General features: G+C 63.8%; 1 protein-coding gene. It reads right to left on the bottom strand.

Translation table 11 applies throughout. From position 1 onward, the window contains the following. Positions 1 to 56: 56 nt before the first annotated feature. Entirely contained in the window at positions 57 to 19,802 is a 19,746-nt protein-coding gene (locus BLW56_RS10245) for an Ig-like domain-containing protein (RefSeq protein WP_177175901.1), read from the bottom strand. Positions 19,803 to 20,531: the final 729 nt, after the last annotated feature.

Below are 20,531 nucleotides of genomic sequence, written 5' to 3'. Positions count from 1 at the left end.
AAACCCCGTTGAAAGACGAACGAAGACGAAACTTCCGAAAATAGCCGATGCCAATCCTACCCCCCAAAGGCCGACAAGAGTTTTTCGGTTTCTGACAAACTGGAAGTGCTGGCTTTCGCCATGATATCCCCCAGCGGAGCGGCAGCGCCGATCTCGCGCTTGGCGACCGGGGCATCGAGCTGGATTTCCCCCGTTGCGCCCTGGATGAGCACCGGTATTTCAATGCGATGTCCGTCGGCACGAATGCCGATTGCCACCAGTCGCAATTCGTCGGCGTCGGCAGGACGCTCGATGATCGCCAGCCCGCGCGCGTCGAAGCTGATCCAGTCGGGAAGCGGTTTTCCGTCGCGGGTGCGTAGCTGATATTCGGTGATCGGCGGTGTGCCGCCTCCCGCCTCGTCACGCAGCTCGAGATAGATCACATGGCTGCGGACGATCGATTCCAGCACCATCTGATGATCGTCTGTGGTCAGCGTCCGGACAGAGAAGCCTTCGGGACGCTGGATGTCGGTCGCATCGAAACGGTTTTCGAACATCCGGTCGATATCGGACTTCATGATCGTGAAGCGATCGAGGTAGCGCACCACGCTGTTGATCGGGTGGGCCGTATCGGTCAGCGACCGGGTGCCGTTCAGCGCATCGATGCCGTTCACCGCGGCGAGCACCGGAGCCCTTGTGTCGAGAAGGGGCGTCCCGTTGAGCGACCGCACGCCGTTGACCGCATCAAGGATGATGGGCCGCGCGCGGAATTCGGCTTCGTCGGACGGACGGACGACCTCGACCCGCTCCAGATCGTTACCCACGCCGCTGCCGAGCAGCGCGTTCACATCGACGCCCGCATTGACCACGGTCACGACGATCTGCGACTCCACTTCGCCGCCGCGTCCGTCGGACACGGTGTAGGTGATGACCGCCGTCCCGGCGAAGCCGGGCGGGGGCACGAATGTGATCGTACCATCGGCGTTGATCGTAACGCTGCCCACCGAGGCGCTGGCGGCGATGACCGTCAACGGATCGCCGTCGGCATCGGCGGCATTGTCCAGCACCGGCACGGTAACCGGCGTGTCCTGCGGCACGGTCACGCTCTCATCCCCGTCGGTCGGGGCGGTATTCGCCGGGCCCACGGTCACCGGTACGACGATGAGGACCGATCCCCCGCGCCCGTCGCTGACCCGCACCGAAAAGCTGTCGCTTCCCAAAAAGCCGGGCTTCGGCGTGTAGACATAGCTACCATCGGGATTGACGGTCACGACGCCCTGTGTCGGCGGGAAGGCCACGATATAAGTCAGCGTATCGCCATCAACATCGGATCCGACGACCTGGCCGGTAAAGGGTGTTCCTTCGAACACATTCGCGGGCGGAGCCGAAGCGGTCGGCGCGTCGTTGACAGGGGTCACGGTGACGGGGACAGTCACCAGCACTGTGCCGCCATTGCCGTCGCTGACTGTCACGGTAAAGCTGTCGCTGCCGTTGAAATTGGCGTTCGGCGTGTAGGTATAGCTGCCGTTCGCATTGATCGTGACGCTGCCGTTGGCGGGCGCTGTGCTCACGGTATAGGTGAGCGGATCGCCGTCGCCATCCGACGCGGTGATCTGGCCGCTCACCGGTGTATCTTCGGCGGTCGTCGCGGGCGGCGCAGAGGCCGTCGGCACGTCGTTGACCGATGCAACCGTGATCGGGACGGTCACCAGCACGGTGCCGCCATTTCCGTCGCTGACCGTCACGGTGAAGCTGTCGCTCCCGTTAAAATTGGCGTCGGGCGCATAGGTGTAGCTGCCGTCGGGGTTGAGCGTCAGGACCCCATGGGTCGGCGGGATCGACACGGCATAGGTCAGTGGATCGCCATCGGGGTCCGACGCGGTGATCTGGCCGCTGAACGGCGTGTCTTCGGACACCGATGCCGGCGGCGCCGATGCTGTCGGCGCATCATTTACCGGCGTGATGGTCACCGGGATCGTCACCAGCACCGTGCCGCCATTGCCGTCGCTGACCGTCACGGTGAAGCTGTCGCTGCCGCTGAAATTGGCGTTCGGTGTGTATGTATAGGTCCCGTTCGCGTTGATCGTCACGCTGCCGTTGGTGGGCGCGGTGCTAACGGTGTAACTCAGCGGGTCGCCCTCGACATCGGATGCCGCAATCTGGCCCGAAACGGGCGTGTCTTCGCTGGTCGATGCTGGGGGTGACGACGCCGTGGGGGCATCGTTTACCGGCGATACCGTGATCGCAACCGCCACCTGCAGGGTGCCGCCGTTGCCGTCGCTGACCGTGACGATGAAGCTGTCATTGCCGCTGAAATTGGCGTTGGGGGTATAGGTATAGCTGCCGTCCGGATTGACAACGGCCGTGCCGTTCGCGGGCGCGGTCGTGATGGCATATCCGAGCGGATCGCCATTGGGATCGGCGGCGGTGATCTTGCCGTTCACCGGCGTGTCTTCGGCGGTCGTCACGGGCGGTGCGCTTCCGGCCGGTGCATTGTTGACCAGCACGATGGTGACCGGAACCGCTACCGTGGTGGTACCGCCATTGCCGTCGCTGACCGTGACCGTGAAGCTGTCGCTGCCGACAAATCCGGTCTTGGGCGTATAGGTATAGCTGCCGTTCGGGTTGATCGTGATCGTGCCGTTGGCGGGCGCGGTGGTGACGGTATAGGTCAGCGGATCGCCGTCGGCATCCGATGCGATGATCTGACCATTGACCGGCGTATTCTGCGCCGTGGTGGGCGGCAGGGCCGAGGCGACGGGCGCATCGTTGACGGGGGTGACGGTGACCGGGATCGTCACCAGCACCGTGCCGCCATTGCCATCGCTGACGGTGACCGTGAAGCTGTCGGCACCATCGAAATTGGCGTCGGGGGTATAGGTATAGCTGCCGTCGGCGCCGACGACGACCGTGCCGTGGGCCGGCGCAATCGTGACAGCATAGCTCAGCGGATCGCCATCGGGATCCGATGCGGTGATCTGGCCGCTGACCGGAGTATCTTCGGGCGTCGAGGCTGGAGGTGCGGAGGCAGTCGGCGCATCGTTGACGGACGCAACGGTGACCGGGATCGTGACCAGCGTCGTGCCGCCATTGCCGTCGCTTACCGTGACCACGAAACTGTCGCTACCGCTGAAATTGGCGTTCGGCGTATAGGTATAGCCGCCGCTCGCATTGACTGTGACACTACCATTCGCCGGCGCCGTGGTGACCGCATAGGTCAGCGGGTCGCCGTCGGCATCGAATGCCGCGATCTGGCCGCTGACCGGCGTATCTTCGGTCGTCGCTGCGGGCGGGGCCGAGGCGCTGGGCACGTCGTTGACCGAGACCACCGTCACCGGCATGGCTACCAGCACCGTGCCACCATTACCGTCGCTGACGCTGACCGTGAAGCTGTCGCTGCCGTTGAAATCGGCGTTGGGCGTGTAGGTGTAGCTACCGTCCGCATTCACGATCAGCACGCCATTGGTCGGCGCCGTGACGACGGTGAAGGTGAGCGGATCACCATCGGCGTCCGACGCCGCGATCTGACCGCTGACCGGCGTGTCTTCGGCCGTCGTCGCGGGCGGAGCCGAGGCCACTGGCGCGTCGTTGACCGGCGTCACGGCGATCGGAATCGTGACCAGCGCCGTCCCGCCATTGCCGTCGCTGACGGTGACAGTGAAGCTGTCGCTGCCGTTGAAATTGGCGTTGGGTGTGTAGGTGTAGCTGCCGTCCGGATTGACCGTGACACTGCCATTGGCGGGTGCGGTTGTGACCGCGAAGGTTAGCGGATCGCCATCGGAGTCAGACGAGGTGATGATGCCGCTCACCGGCGTATCTTCGACCGCCGTTTCGGGCGGCGAAGACGCGACGGGCGCGTCGTTGACCGGAGTCACGGTAACCGGGATCGTCACCAATGTCGTCCCGCCATTGCCGTCGCTGACACTCACCGCAAAGCTGTCGGTGCCGTTGAAATTGGCGTTCGGCGTGTAGGTGTAGCTGCCGTCCGTGTTGACCGTGACGATGCCGTTCGCCGGTGCGGTGGTGACGGTATAGCCAAGCGTATCGCCATCGACGTCCGATGCGACAATCTGCCCGCTGACGGGGGTATCTTCGGCCGTCGTCGCCGGCGGCGCCGATGCGGCCGGCGCGTCGTTGACCGGCGTGACGACGCCCTGCACCGTCGCGGTATTCGACAGCTGACCGTCGGACACGGTGTAGGTGAATTGCGGCGCACCATTGTAATTGGCGTTCGGCGTAAAGGTCAGCGTGCCGTCGGGATTGAGCGTCACACTACCGCCCACGACCGACACGCTTTGGTTCGCGGCAATCGCCGTCCCGTCGATGGCGGTGACCGTCAGCGACGGACCGTCGTCGTCGATATCGTTCGCCCGCACATCGAAGGTGACGGGCGTGTCCTCGGCGGTGACGAAATTGTCGTTCACCGCCACCGGGCCGTCGTTCACCGGCGTCACCGTCAGGGTCACGGTCGCCACCGCAGTGCCGCCATTGCCGTCATCGACGCGATAGGTGAAGGCGTCGGTGCCGTTGAAATCGGTGTTGGGGGTATAGGTATAGCGCCCGTCGGGGAAGAAGATCAGCGTGCCGTTCGCGGGCTGATCGACGACGCTATAGCTGAGCGGGTCATTATCGGGGCCGGTGTCGCTGTCGTTCGTCGCGACCGAGCCCGAGAAGGGCGTATCTTCGGCGGTTGAGCCGCTATCGTCGGCCGCCACCGGCGGCAAATTGGCGACCGACAGGGTAAAGCCCGCCGATGCCGAAACACCGCTGGTGTCGGTGGCGATGACGGTGATCGCATAGGGGCCTGCCTGGCTTGCCCCGCTGGCCAACGTTCCGACGATCTCGCCCGTGACTGGATCGATCGACAGCCCCGGCGGCAGACCGGTCGCGGTAAAGACCAGAGTATCGCTGCCATCGCTGTCGCTGAACGCCGCAGCTGTAGGAATCTGGACCGTTGCGCCGTCGTTCGACGCCTGTGCCGGCAGGGTGCCGGCGACCGGCGCGTCGTTAGTCCCGGTCACAGTCACCGTCACGGTGGCGGTGCTCGTCCCGCCCTGCCCGTCGCTGATGGTGTATGTCACCGATGTCGTGCGCGTTTGACCGGCGCCCAGATCGTCGAATGCGGTGCCGGGGTCGAAACCATAGCTGCCGTCGGCGGCGATGGTGAAGTTGCCGCCAGCCGATCCAGCCACCGCGGCGCCGACATTTGCCGCCACACCATTGACCGCGCTCACGGTCAGCGGATCGCCGTCGGGATCGCTGTCCTGTCCCGCGGTGCCGGGCGTCACATCACCGCTGCCCAGTGCATTTTCCGAAACCGTCAGCACATCGTCGACCGCTGTCGGGGCCGGATTGACGACGGTCCAGGCAAAGCTCTGCTGCGTTATGGCGCCGCCATCGTCGGTCGCGGTGACCGTGACATTATAGGGTCCGCCAACGCTCGCCGACCGGTCGATGATGCCGGAAACAACGCCCGTCGCGGGATCGATCGCCAGCCCCGGTGGCAGGCCGGTCGCGGCGAAGGTCAGCGTGCCATCGGCGTCGGCAAAATTGCCCGAGACGTCGAGACTGACCACCGCGGCATCGCTGCCCGACTGCGCCGCGATCGGCGTCGAGGTAGGCGCGTCGTTGACCGGCGTCACCGCGATCGTGGCAACTGCCGCTGCCGAGGTCGCACCCTGTGCATCGGTCACGGTGAAAGTCAGACTGCGGTCTCCGGCGGTCGGATCCTCGCTGCGGTTTTCATATTGCAGCGCGCGGATCAGCGCCGTGACATCGTCGCGCGATATGGGCGTCCCTGCCCCGGCCGCATTTTCGATATGGAGCAAACCCGCGCCGTCATAGTTGTAGCTGAAGGTCGCGGCGCCAAAGGTGACCGTTCCGGTCGACGGCGTACCGGCGACGAAATCGATCCGCCCGTTCAGGTGGATGATCTCTTGCCCCGCATCGACAAAACCGGCGAGCGCGATATCGAGGCTGACGATCTCGTCCTCGACATCGAACGCCGACCCGTCTGCGGTCACGATCGAAACGGGCGCATCGCCCTCGGCAAAACCGACGCCGCGGTCCACACCGGCGCCGGCACCGTTCAGATCGACGGTCGGCGTATCGTTGCGGGGGTCGACATTGATCGTGATCACCGCCTGTGCGGTTCCGCCATTGCCATCCGACACGGTATAGGTGATCGTCACCGGGCCGTTGAAATCGGCAATGGGAACAAAGGTCAGCGTCCCGTCGGGGTTCATCGACAGCACGCCCGACGGCAGGCTGACGGGCGATCCCGGCGCGATCGGCTGACCACCCGCGACGGTGACGACCGTCAGCGTATCGCCATCGGGATCGACATCGGCACCGGCCGCGCCGCTGACCGTGCCTACGCCGGTGATCGGATCGAAGGTGACGCTGCCGTCCTCGGCGACCGAGACGATATCGTTTGCCGCGACCGGGGGTGGGTTTGTCACCGTGAAGTCAAAGCTTTGCGTGACCGTCGCCCCGAACGGATCGCGTGCAACGATCGTCACGCTATAAACTCCGCCGACGCCGCCCTGGCTGGCATTGGCCGCGATCGTGCCGCTGACCAGCCCCGTTTCGGCGTCATAGGTCAGTCCCGGCGGAAGCCCGGTGATGTCGTAATCGAGGTCATCGCCGTCGATGTCGCTGAAGTAGGAGGAAATATCGAAGCTGACGCTGGCGCTGTCGGGCTGGGTGCGGTCGGGCGCCGGGCTGGCGGCGACGGGCGTATCGTTGGTCGCGGCGACGTTGATGCTGACCACCGCATCGTCGAACCCGCCATTGCCGTCGCCGATCGCATAGCTGAACGTCGTGGTGCCGTTGAAATCGGGATTGGGCACGAAGCGCAGCATCCGGACCCCGCCGACGTCGACGAGGGTGACCGTTCCGTCGGTGACTGTCACCGGCACGCCGAGCGTCAGGGTGACGTTGTTGACGCGGATGACCGCGACGCCGTCGCCGTCGGGATCGCTGTCGTTGGCCAGCACGGCGATGTTGACCGCCGTGTCTTCGTTGGTCACCGCGCTGTCGGCGTTGGCAATCGGCGCGATATTGACCGCGGTCAGGGTGAAGGTGACCGACGTGGTGCCGCCATTGCCATCATTCGCGGTGATCTGGACGCTATAGTCCGACCGTCCGGTCGGCCCTGAGGCGCCCGACACGATCGTGCCCGAGATGACCCCGGTCACCGGGTCGAGGGTCAGCCCCTGCGGCAGTCCGGTGACCGTATAGCTGAGCGTGTCGCCGTCGATGTCGGAGAAATAACCCGACACATTGATCGACACCGACGCGCCGTCGTTGCGTTCGGTATTGGGGATCGGCGTTCCGACCGGCGCGTCATTGACGACCCCGACATTGACGTTGACCACCCCGGTGCTGAACCCGCCCTGCCCGTCGCTGAGGCGATAGATGATCGTGTCGATGCCGTTGTAATCGGAGTTCGGGACATAATGCAGCGTCCCGTCTGGGTTGATTGTGACCGTGCCGTTGGCGGCGATCGGCGGGAACGTCGGGTCGACGACCAAGGTGTCGCCGTCGGGATCGGTGTCGTTTGCGAGCACGTCGATATCGATCGCGGTGTCCTCGACCGTCGTCGTGAGGTCGTTGACCGCAGTCGGCGCCGGATTGGCGACGCTATATTCGAAGCTCTGCGTCGTCGTCGTGCGACCGTCGCTGGCCGTGACCACGACCGTATAGGGGCCGTTGACCGAAGCATTGGCGGCAATGATACCGGTGATCCGTCCGGCGCTATCCATCGACAGCCCCGGCGGCAGGCCCGTCGCGCTGAACGTCAGGGCGTCGCCCTCTACATCGCTGAAAAAGCTCGCCACATCGATCGGGTTGGCGGTCACCGACTGGCTGTCGGCGCCGGCAATATCGGGAATGACCGCGGCGACCGGCGCATCGTTGGTGCCGTCGACGGTGACGGTGATAAAGCCGGTGTCGAAACCGCCGTCGGTATCGTCGAGCAAATAGGTGATCACCGTCGTGCGCGATTCACCGACCTGCAGATCGCCGAAGTCCGAGCCGGGATCGAAGGTATAGGTTCCGTCGGCGTTGACGATGAACGTCCCGCCGTTCGAACCGGTCACCGGCTGGCCAACGCCCGCGGGATCGCCGTTGATCGCTGCGACGACTTTACCGTCGCCATCGGGATCGACATCATTGTCGAGCACATTGGTGCCGCTAGTCGGACCTGCATCTTCGGACAGGCGCAGCGTGTCGGCAAAGGCCTGCGGCGGCAGGTTCTGGATATTCCAGGTCAGCGTCGTCTGGACCGTCCCGCCATTGCCGTCGTCGGCGGTGATGATCATGACATAGGGCGTATTCGCCGAGGCGTCGTTGGTCAGCGTGCCGCTGATCCGGCCGGTTTCGGCGTCGAAGCTGAGCCCGGGGGGCAAGGTGCCGGTGAATGAGAAGTCGAGATCGGTGCCGGCATCGACGTCGCTGAAATAGCTTCCCACGTCGAAATCGATGACCGCGTCGTCGCTGGTCGTGATCGCGGGAATGGGCGTCACGGTCGGCGCGTCGTTGACCGCGCTGACAGTGACGGTCACCGTCGCGCTTGACGTTCCGCCATTGCCGTCGTCGATCGTATAGATGATCGTGTCGGTGCCGTTGAAATCGGCATTGGGCGTGTAGGACAAGGTGCCGTCGGCGTTGATCGTCACCAAGCCGTTCGCGGCCAATGCGCTGGTCACGGTCAGCGGATCGCCGTCGGGATCGACGTCGTTGCCCAGCACATTGACGACCAGCGGCGTGTCTTCGGCCGTGGTGACCGTGTCATTGTTTGCCGTCGGCCCGGGGTTGGTGGTTGTGAGCGTGAAGCTGCGCGTCTGCGAAAGCCCCGTCGCGCCGGGCCGGTCATAGGCGGTGACCGTGACGGTATAGATGCCGTTCCCTGCCGGGCCGCCCTGGCTGGCATTTTTGTCGATCGTTCCGGAGATCACGCCGGTCGCGGGATTCATCGTCAGCCCGACCGGCAAGCCGGTCACGACGAAGTTGAGCGTGTCGCCATCGGGATCGCTGAAGAAATCGCCCATGTCATAATCGAAGGTCTGGCCATCGGCGCGGACGCGATCGGGGATCGGCTGCTGCGAGATCGGACCGTCGTTGACCGGCAGGACGTTGACCGTGACGACCGCGGTGTTGATGCCGCTGTTTCCGTCGTCGATCGTGTAAGTGAAGGATTCGGTGCCATTATAATCGGCATCGGGGGTGAAACGGAGCATCGTCACGCCGCCGACGTTGACCAGTTGGACGCTGCCATTCGCGGTGTCGACCGCGGGACCGCCAACGGTCAGCGACTGGTTGTTGACGCGGACGATGAAGGTCGCATCGCCGTCTGGATCGACGTCATTCGCGAGCACTGCGATATCGACCGAGGTGTCCTCATTGGTCGTCGCGCTGTCGTCATTGGCGTTCGGCGCGATATTCACCACCGTGTTGCGATAGGTGATCGACGACTGGCCGCCATTGCCGTCGTTCGCGGTGACGGTGATGGTATAGACGGTCGAACCGGTCGAGCCCGAAGCGCCGGCCGTGATCGTGCCGGATATCACTCCGGTCACCGGATCGATGCTCAGCCCCGGCGGCAGACCCGTCGCCGAATAGGTCAGCGTATTGCCGTCGACGTCGCTGAAGAAGGTCGCGGCGTTGAATGAAACCGTGTCGCCGTCATTCCGCAGCCGGTCGGGGATCGGGGTCGTCGAAGGCGCGTCGTTGACCGGTGTCACCGTCACCGTCACCACCGCCTGCGCGGTGCCGCCATTGCCGTCCGAAATCGTATAAACGATCGTGTCGGTGCCGTTGAAATTGGCGTTGGGCGTATAGGTGACCGCACCATTCGCGCCAATCGTCACGGTGCCATTGCTCGCGGTAGCGGAGGTAATGGTCAGCGGATCCCCGTCGGTGTCGCTGTCGGGCGTACCGCCGCTGGCCGACCCGTCGAGCAGGTTGAGGGTGACGGCGGTGTCCTCCGCGGTGGTCACCGCGTCGTCTACGGCCACCGGCGCCGGGTTGGTTACAGTGAAGGTGAAGGTATCGCTGACCGTACCACCATTGCCGTCGCTGGCCGTGACGACGACGGTGTAGACGCCCCCTACCCCGCCCTGGCTGGCCGCCGGGTCGATCGTCCCGCTGATCAGACCCGCGGCATTGATTGTCAGACCGGCGGGCAGGCCCATCGCGCTGAAGCTCAACGCGTCGCCATCGGCCAGATCGGCAAAGAAGGTCGAGGTGTCGAAACTGACGCTCGCGCCATCAGGCCGCGTGCGGTCAGGGATCGGGCTGGTCACCACCGGGGCATCGTTGACCGGCGTGACGGTGATCGTCACCTGCCGCTCGACCGTCCCGCCATTGCCGTCGTCGACGATGAAGGAGAAGATGTCCGTGCCGTTGAAATCGGCCGCAGGCGTATAGCTGTAGGTGCCGTCGGGATTGATCGTCACTATGCCATGCGCGGGTGTCGTCGAACCCGCGCGATAGGTCGCGATATCGCCGTCGGCGTCGGTGTAGCCCGGCAGCGTGCCGTTCAGCACATTGTCTTCGACAATCGTCACCGCCAGGTCGCTGGAAACCGGCGCATCATTGATGTTGGCGACGGTGAAGCTGATTGTGTTGGGCGACTGGTCGGTGTCGATCCCGCCATTCGCCGTGCCGCCATTGTCGCGGACCTGGAACGTGAAACTGCCGAGCCCGGCACCATTGGCATCTGCGGCGGGCGTCCAGACAAGCTGTCCCGCCGCGATCTGCGCCGCGGTGACAAAGCTGTTCGCGGTGACGGCGACACCGTTCAGCGTCAGGACGCCATTCGCGGGCAGCGTCGTGATGACGACGCCGGCAAAGCCATCGCCCTCCGCCGCGTCGCTGAAACCGAAATTGCCGGCGGTGAACACAAAGGGCGTGTCTTCGGTGGCGTTCAGCACCGCATCGGTGCCCGCCGGTGCGTCGTTCACCGGGATGATCGTAACCGTCGCGCGCGCGGACGCCGAACTGAGCGCGCCGTCGCTGACGGTGACATCGATCGTGCGCGCGGCAGAGGCGGGGCTATCCGACGTCGAGGCATAGCGCACCGCATCGAGCGCGGCCTTGTATGCCGCGGGCGCCGCCGCGCCCGACAGGGTCAGCGTGAAGGTCGACGGATCATAACTGGCGGTAATCCCGGCCGGGAGCGCACCGACGATCGACAAAATATCGCCCGCCGATCCGTTGGCGATCACTACCGTCGCGCTGGTCAGCGCCGCGCTGTCGATGTCGGCGACGATGCCGCCGGGCGCGATGATCGCGGTGCCCGCGCCATTTTCGGTATAGCTGGTCGCATAGCCGGTGCCGCCCGCCGCGCCGTCGAGGTCGAGTGTCGGGGCGTCGTTCACCGCAGTCACATTGACCGTCACCGTTGCGGTTTCGGTCACGCCGCCCGCTGTGACCGTATAGGTGAAACTGGTCGTGCCGTTGAAATCGGCGGGCGGTGTATAGATGATCGCCCCGTTCGCGGCGAAGGTCACGCTGCCCTGTCCGGCGGGCGGCTGGGTCACCGAGGTGACGACGCGCCCTGTATCCTCGAAATTGTCGGGCGACGCGCCATTCGATCCCGTCAGCACGTTGAAGCTGATTGGCGTGTCCTCGGTCGTCGTCACGGTGTCGGCAACGATATCGGCAACCGGCGTCAGGGTAATCGCGATAACGTCGGTATCGACCGCGCCGTCGGGCGCGCGGCTGGTGGTCATGCTGATCTGCGCCGGGCCGTTATAATCTGGATTGGGCTGGAACCGCAGGCCGTCGAGCGCGGCATTGATCGCCGCGGCCGATCCGCTGAACGTCATCGTCGTATCGAGCGTGCCGTCGCCGCCGGTAAAGGTCAGCCCGGCCACCGTCGACAGCGACAAAAGCCCATTCGTGCCGGTCAAGGTTACCGTCAGCGTGCCATTGTCGGGGTCGCTGACCGAGACGATCTGCCCATTGGCGGTGCTGAACTGGATAACCGTATCTTCGGCCCCGGTCACCGTCGCGGGGACAGTGTTGACAACCGGATCGGCCACGGGCGTAACCGTTCCGGTCACCGTCGCGGTCGATGTCGCGCCATTTTCATCGCGCACGGTATAAGTGAAAGAGGTCGGGCCGTTATAATTAGCCGTCGGCGTAAACACGAGGCGCCCCTGGCCGTCGAGCGTCACCGTGCCGCCGGTCACCGCCACACCCGGCCCGCCCGCAACGATCGCCGCGCCGTTGACCGCAGCCACCGTCAGCACCGCGCCCGCATCGACGTCGATATCATTGGCACGCACATCGATCGTCGCCGGCGTATCTTCGGCAATTGTAAAGCTGTCGTTGACCGCCACCGGCGCATCGTTGACCGCAGCGACGTTGAAGCTGATCGCGTTCGGGCTCTGGTCGGTATCGACCCCGCCATTCGCGGTGCCGCCATTGTCGCGGACCTGGAAAGTGAAGCTACCCAATCCATTGCCATTCGCGTCGGCGGCCGGGGTCCAGACAAGCCCGCCCGTAGCAATCTGCGCCGCGGTAACGAAGCTTCCCGCCGTGACCGGCGCGCCATTCAACGTCAGCGTGCCATTGGCTGGCAGGGTCGAAATGACAAGGCCGGCAAAGGCGTTACCATCGGCAGGGTCGCTGAATCCGAAATTGCCTGCGGTAAACACGAACGGCGTATCTTCGGTCGCATTCAGCACTGCATCGGTGCCGGCGGGCGCGTCGTTCACCGGGGTGACGTTGAAATTGATCCGGTTGGCGCTCTGGTCGGTGTCGACCCCGCCGTTCGCGGTGCCGCCGTTATCGCGGACCTGGAAGGTGAAGCTGCCCAGGCCCGTGCCGTTATCGTTCGCGGCGGGCGTGAAAGTGAGCAGGCCCGCGGCAAGCTGCGCCGCGGTGACGAAGGTCCCCGGGCTGATCGGCGCGCCGCCCAGCAGCATCGTACCATTGGCGGGCAGCGTGGTGATCAGGACACCGGTAAAGCTGTTTCCGTCGAGCACGTCGCTGAAGCCGAAATTGGCGACGGTAAAGACATGGGTCGCGTCTTCGGTCAGAGTCAGTGTCGCGTCGGTGCCGCTGGGCGCATGGTTGATCGCTCCGACCTCGCCGAACACCGTGGCGGTCGCAGTCAGGGATCCGTCGGAAATCGTATAGGTGAACGACGGCGAGCCGCTGAATCCCGTCGTCGGGGTAAAGGTGAGCGTGCCATTCGCGTTGAGTAGCACGCTGCCGCCGGTCACCGCGACGCTGCCGCCGGGAACGATCGCGGTGCCGTTGATCTGGGTAATCGTCAGCGTCGGCGAGTCGATATCGCTGTCGTTGCCGAGCACGGCAAAGGTCACCGGCGCATTTTCGGTCGTCGCAAAGCTGTCGTTGACCGCAACCGGCGCGTCGTTGACCGGAGCGATCGCGATCACCGTGGTTGCGGTCGCCTGTTCGCTGTTCGCGTCGCCCGACGTGCCGGGGTCGATCCCGCTGTTCCCCTGATCGTTGATCGTCGTCGTGAGCGTGACCGGGCCGTTGGCGTTCGCCGCTGGCGTATAGCTCAGCGCCGACGCCATGCCGGCGTTGATCGCGGCGATCGTGCCGGTCAGCGTGACCGTGCCCGTGCCATTGCCGCTGACCGCGACGCCGGGTACCGCGGCCCAGTTGAGCACGCCGGCCAGCACGCTCAGCGTAACGCGCACCGCGCCGCTACCCGCATCGACATCGCCGAAACTGATGCCGGTGATCGTCACCGGCGTATCTTCATTGGTCGCGATATTGGCGGGCACGGTCAGTGTCGGCGTGTCGTTGACGGCATTGACCGTGACGACGACATTGGCGGTCTCGACCACCCCGCCCGATGTGACGCTATAGCTGAAGGTCGAGGTGCCGTTGAAATTGGCAGCAGGCGTGAAGATCAGCTGGTTCGATGCGTTGAGCGTGACAGTACCGTTCGGCACATTGACCGTCCCGCCTGGCGCGATCGCCTGCCCCCCAACCGCCGTAATCTGCGGCGCCGCATTTTCGAAACTGTCGTTCGCCAGCGGAGAGATCGTCACCGCATTGTCTTCGTTGACCGTCGCGGTGTCGGCGACGATGTCGGCCACTGCGGTGATGGTGATCGTCGACGTGTCGGTCGTCGCGCCGCCCGAACCCGTATTGCCATTGTCGTTCGACACCATGGCAAGCTGGATCGAACCGTTGAAATCGCCGACCGCCTGACGGAAAACCGGCTGTGTCGCGGCATTCGCCAGATAGGCGTTGATGTCGCTGATCGTGCCGCTCAGTACGATGCTGTTGGTGCCCGAATTGGCAATGGTGACACCCCCAGCCGACGCGGCGGTGATCGTCCCTGTGCCCGCCGGGACCGACAATGTGACCGAAATCGTTCCGTTTCCAGCGTCAGCGTCGCTGACCGACAGGCCCGACAATGTCAGCGCGCCATCTTCGGCCACCGTATAGCTGCGGATCGTGTTGACGATCGGATCGTTGAACGCCGTCACATTGATCGTCGTCGTCGCGATCGCCGAGCTGAGCCCCGCGGAATCGGTGACGGTGCCGTTGATCGTGCGCGCAGTCGTGGCCGGAGTGTCGGACGTCGTCGCATAGCGGATCTGCGCCACCGCCGCTGCATAGCTGGCGGACGATGCCACCCCACTGAGCGTCAGCGTGTAGGTCGCCGGATTATAGCTCGCGACAATACCCGCGGGCAGCGCGCCCGCGATCGACAGCACATCGCCCGCCGACCCGTTGGTAATGACGATGGATGCCGACTGCATATTGACGCTGTCGACGTCGGAGACACCGACCGTCGGCGCCGCAATCGCCACCGCGGCGCCATCTTCGGTATAGGCAGCCGTGTAATTATTGCCGGCTGCCGCGCCGTTCAGGTCGAGCACCGGGGCGTCGTTAACCGCCGCGACGTTGAAACTGATGGTGTTGGGCGATTGATCGGTATCGACCCCGCCATTCGCGGTGCCGCCGTTGTCACGAACCTGGAAGGTAAAGCTGCCCAGCCCATTGCCATTCGCGTTCGCCGCACCCTGCCAGACCAGCTGACCCGCCGCGAGCTGCGCCGCCGTAACAAAGGTTCCGGCGGTCACTGGAACGCCGTTCAGCAACATGGTGCCATTGGCCGGCAAAGTGGTGATGACGACGCCCGCAAAGACATCGCCGTCGATGGCATCGGTGAAGCCGAAATTGCCTGCGGAAAAGACAAAGGGCGTGTCTTCGGTGGCGCTGAGCACCGCGTCGGTGCCCGACGGTGGGTCGTTGACCGGGGTGACGTTGAAACTGATCGTGTTGGGGCTTTGATCGGTATCGACCCCGCCATTGGCGGTGCCGCCATTGTCGCGGACCTGGAAGGTAAAGCTGCCCAAGCCGCTGCCGTTCGCGTTCGCCGCGCCCTGCCAGGTCAGCTGGCCTGCCGCGATCTGCGCGGCGGTGACGAAGGTTCCAGCAGTCACCGGAACGCCGTTCAGCAGCATCGTGCCGTTGGCAGGCACGGTGGTGATGACCACACCGGCGAAAGCATTGCCCTCGACAGCATCGCTGAACCCGAAGTTCGCTGCGGTGAAGGCGAAGGGCGCATCTTCAATCGCGGTCAGCACCGCGTCGGTGCCCGACGGCGCATCGTTGACCGGCGTGACGTTAAAACTGATCGTGTTGGGGCTCTGGTCGGTGTCGATCCCGCCATTCGAGGTGCCGCCATTGTCACGGACCTGGAAGGTGAAGCTGCCCAGCCCGTTGCCGTTCGCGTTCGCCGCACCCTGCCAGGTCAGCTGGCCGGCGGCGATCTGCGCTGCGGTGACGAATGTGCCGGCGGTGACCGCAACCCCGTTCAGCCGAAGCGTGCCATTCGCGGGCAAGGTCGTGATCAGCACACCGGCGAAGGCGTTGCCATCGATGGCGTCGGCAAAACCAAAATTCGCCGCAGTGAAGGCGTAAGGCGTATCTTCGATCGCGGTCAGCACCGCATCGGCACCGGCGGGCGCGTCGTTGACCGCGGTGACGTTAAAGCTGATCGTGTTCGGCGATTGATCGGTATCGATCCCGCCATTCGCCGTCCCGCCATTGTCGCGGACTTGGAAGGTAAAGCTGCCCAAGCCGCTGCCATTCGCGTTCGCCGCACCCTGCCAGGTCAACTGGCCGGCAGCGAGCTGTGCCGCGGTAACGAAGGTACCGGCCGTGACCGGAACGCCGTTCAGCAACATCGTCCCGTTCGCGGGCACGGTGGTGATGACCACCCCGGCAAAAGCGTTGCCCTCGACCGGATCGCTGAAACCGAAATTGGCTGCCGAAAAAGCGAACGGCGTGTCTTCGATCGCCGTCAGCACTGCATCGGTGCCGGAAGGCGCATCGTTGACCGCCGCGACGTTGAAGTTGATCGTATTGGGGCTCTGGTCGGTGTCCTGCCCACCGTTCGCGGTGCCGCCATTATCGCGGACCTGGAAGGTGAAGCTGCCAAGCCCGTTGCCATTCGCGTTCGCTGCGCCCTGCCAGGTCAGCTGGCCGGCAGCAATCTGCGCTGCGGTGACGAATGTGCCGGCGGTGACCGCGACACCGTTCAGCCGAAGTATGCCATTGGCAGGCAATGTGCTGATCACCACCCCGGCAAAGGCATTGCCTTCGACCGGATCGCTGAATCCGAAGTTCGCCGTAGCGAAAGTATAGGGCGTATCTTCGGTGGCGGTCAGCGTTGCGTCGGTGCCCGATGGCGCATCATTCACCGCGTTCACGGTGACGACGATATTCGCCGTTTCGGTCACCCCGCCCGAGGTGACGGTATAGCTGAAAGTTGACGTCCCATTGAAATTCGCCGCGGACGTGAAGGTCAGCTGGTTCGAGCCGTTGAGCGTGACCGTACCATTGGGCACCGCCACCGATCCGCCGGGCAAGATGGCGATACCCGCCACCGCGGTGATCTGTGCCGTTGCACTTTCAAAACTGTCGTTCGCCAACGGCGAAATCAGCAGGACGGTGTCCTCATTCACGCTGGGCGCATCGGCCACGATATCGGCAACCGGGGTGATCGAAATCGTGACGCTGTCGGTGTCGCTCTGCGCTCCGCCCGTACCGTTGTTTCCGCCGTCATTGGTCGTCATCGTCAGCGTGACGGCGCCGTTGAAATCGGCGACCTGCGTATAGGTGGGACGCGATGCGCCCGCGAGGAAGGCGTTGATGTTCGCCTGCGTACCCGTCAGCACGATGCTGTTCGTGCCCGAACCCGTGACGCCGACGCCGCCCGCGCCGGTGGCGTTCAGAACACCGCTTCCGACCGGGACCGACAGTGTGACGGTCAAGCTGCCGCTGTTCGCATCGATGTCGGCAATCGACAGGCCGGTCAGCGCCAATACACCGCTATCCTCGGCGATCGTATAGCCTGCCGCCGGCATGCTATTGACCGGTGCGTCGTTGACCGGCGTCACGCTGATCGTCGTGACCGCGGTATTGGAATTGGTAATGCCGTCGTTGACGGTGACGTTGATGACGCGCGACGTGCTGCCCGGATTGTCCGACGTCGATTCAAAAAAGACCGACTCGATCGTGTCGGCGTAGACCGCCTTGGTCGCCGAGCCGGTCAACTGGATCGTGATCGTGCTGCCGGTATCGACGACGGTATAAGTCAGGCCGTTGATCGTTCCGGTCGATCCATTGGACAGGATCGTGCCCGCGACTCCGCCTATGCGGAAACGGTCGCCCGCCTGCTCGTTCGTCAGCACGATCGCCGCCGACTGCATATTCGCATTGTCGCCGTCGGTGATCGACGCATCGGTGTCGGCGATCGATACCGGCGTGCCGTTTTCGGTGTAGCTGGCGGTCCAGTCGCGCCCACTGGTCGTATCGGTCAGCGAATTGAGCCGGACATTGTCGATGGCGAAGTCAGAGCCGCCGCCATTGCTGTTGAAGCGATAGGTCAACGCGGCGCTGTTTGCGATGCCGGTCGGCAGGTTGATCGTGATGTCGCTAAAGCCGGTGGTCGAGCTCGACTGGTTGCCGGCGATCGTCGTGTTCGGTCCCGATGCGCCGTTCAGATATGTGACGGTACCGACTAACCCGCCCGATGGGCCGCCCGTGGTGATCCGGGCATAGGTGATGCCGCCAACGACGATGTCGAGCGTCGCCGCTTGACCCGCGCCATTGACGAGATTGCTCGAATTGTTCCAGGCAATCGATGTCACAAGCTGCGTGCCGCCACCGGGCCCCGAGCCGGGGCCGGCAAAGCCGGTAACCGTTTGCGACACGTCGCGGTTGCCCGCCGCGTCGATCGTCCACCGGATAGACTCGCTGCCGTAAGTCGAATTGGCGTCGCTGCGCGTCCAGCCACCGCCCGCCGCAAAGGGATCGGTCGTGAAATTGGCGTTGGCGACGTTATTGGTCAGAGACGGCGTAGAATTGAGATCGAGCACCGGCACGTCGTTGACGAGAATTTGAACCGTCGCGGTGCTGGTGCCGCCATTCGCGTCAGACGTGGTATAGGTAAAGCTCTGCGTACCGAACGATCCGGCGTTCGGCACAAAGGTGAACGCACCGGTAGTAGCGTTCGTGATTGTCAGCGTTCCATTCGCAAGCGCGATCGCAGATCCGACAGTATAGGTGGCGCCGTTGATCTGGGTGATCGTCAGCGTGTCGTTGCGGACATCGCTGTCGGCGCCATTGCCATTGTCGGCATACAGGCTGCCGGTCAGACTGGTGGTGCCACGGTTGATCGTGAAATTGTCGTTTTGGGCTGTCGGCGCTCGGTCGATGATCGCACTGAGTTCAAACCCGTCCGCGGCGGCGCCGGAGATGGTGAAGGTCAGCGATGTGAAGGTGCCGTTGACCAGTACGCTGCCCGCGGCGGTACCGGCGCTATTGGTTAGGCTCGATTCTGCACCTGTCGTGGCAACGAGTTGCTGGCGCACGATGCTCGTCGAACCCACGACCAGATGGCCCGATCCCGACAGCTTGGTCAGCGTGGCACCGGCGGTCGCCAATGTCAGCGTCGCACTATTGCTCAGGCCCGTACCGGCCACACCGCCCAGCCGGTCGATATTGATGATCGGATTGGTCACCGCTTCGCTGAACGTGATGGTGATCGTGCCGGTGACCCCCGCCGCAGCCGCGCTGTTGAAAGTTGTGACGATGTCTTGCGTGCCCTGCGCGCCGTTGGCGAAGGCCGCGATATTGTTCAGCGTATCGTTGGTAAGGGCGGTAAAGGCGTTGGTGCCCGTGAATGTCATCGTCACCGTAACGCCGTCGATCGTCGTGCTCGCGCTGTTCCCGGCGATCGTCCACGCCGACGAGGGATTGGTCAGCTGCAACAGGTCGTTATAGCGTTCGGACGTCAGCACATAGGCGGTGACCTCGCCACTGCGCGATTCCAGCACCCAATCCCCACCCTTCGCCGCCGCGCCCGTCGGGTCCGACGAGGCTGCGACATCCGCTCCGGTTTTTGCAGCGATCGTGTCGATGAAGCTCTTGCCGGCATCATCGACACTGACGTTGCAGCCATAGATCAATATGTCGCCATCGGCGTTCAGCTTGGTGCCGATCGCACGAAATGCTTCTGCAAGCTCGCCCTGAACAGCGCCGATGTCGATGCTGGTGGTTCCCAGCATGAAGCGATTTTCAGTCCCGTGGCTCACGATATGGATGGCATCCAGCCCCGATCGCCCGGCAAGCGCCGCCATCATCTGGTCGATACCATCGCGGCCAGAATCAATCAGGACGACCTCGCCCTTGCCCGACCACTCGTTCACCAGTTCAGCGTAGTTTTCGACAGCGGTATCGATGAAGATGATGTTGGTCGGCATTGCTGCCGCCGCCTCGGCGACATCACCATCCGAAAACGCGCGCACGGCGCGCTCGCTCCAACTCTCGGGCCCGTGACGATAGCTTTCCTCGGGGCCGCTCGCATCTTGACGTGCGTCGCTATCTTGCCATTGCCGGGCTGAATGGTTGTGCGAAAGGCCGTGGGGCACGTCCACCGGAACGCGACTTGTATCTTGCGGGGCATCGGGTGCGTCCGTTGCCGCGACCGTCGCAGCAGCCGTAACAACGGCTGCGCCGTCGAACATCATCCGCGGCTCGAGCGCAAGCAGATGACCTTGAGGTTTTATTTTACTACGCGACCTTTTGTCGCGCCCTGTTGGATGCATTCTCTCGCTTGGCATAGACAACACCTCTAAGAAAAAATTATCTTGAGATGATGAACAAGTCACTAAGCGAATTTAACGATTCATCGTAGATATTTTCAGCTCATCGCAAAAACTATTACCTGAAATGCGATATAGATTACTTAATACCACAGGAAATAGGCCCGATTATTACAGGCCAATTGCTTCAATTTTTCATAGCGGAAAAAGCGCCCCGCCATATACCCGGCGCACCCGCAAGGGTTCCGATATGAGGAAAGACGACCGAACTTGCCGATTTGTTCCATCGGTTTAGCAATTTTTCGGCGTGAATGTGTCGGTCAGTTCTGATCGCATTTCCCCAACTCTTCATCGCTCACTGTCGAAACCGCCCACTCGACGCATCAGGTCGGTTGGGATGAGTTTGGCCGATTGGAGACTGGCGGGTTTTGG

It is taken from the genome of Sphingopyxis sp. YR583 (genome assembly GCF_900108295.1).
Lineage (GTDB): Bacteria > Pseudomonadota > Alphaproteobacteria > Sphingomonadales > Sphingomonadaceae > Sphingopyxis.
Note: the sequence above shows the minus strand (reverse complement) of the source record. Positions and strands in the feature narration are given on the sequence as shown.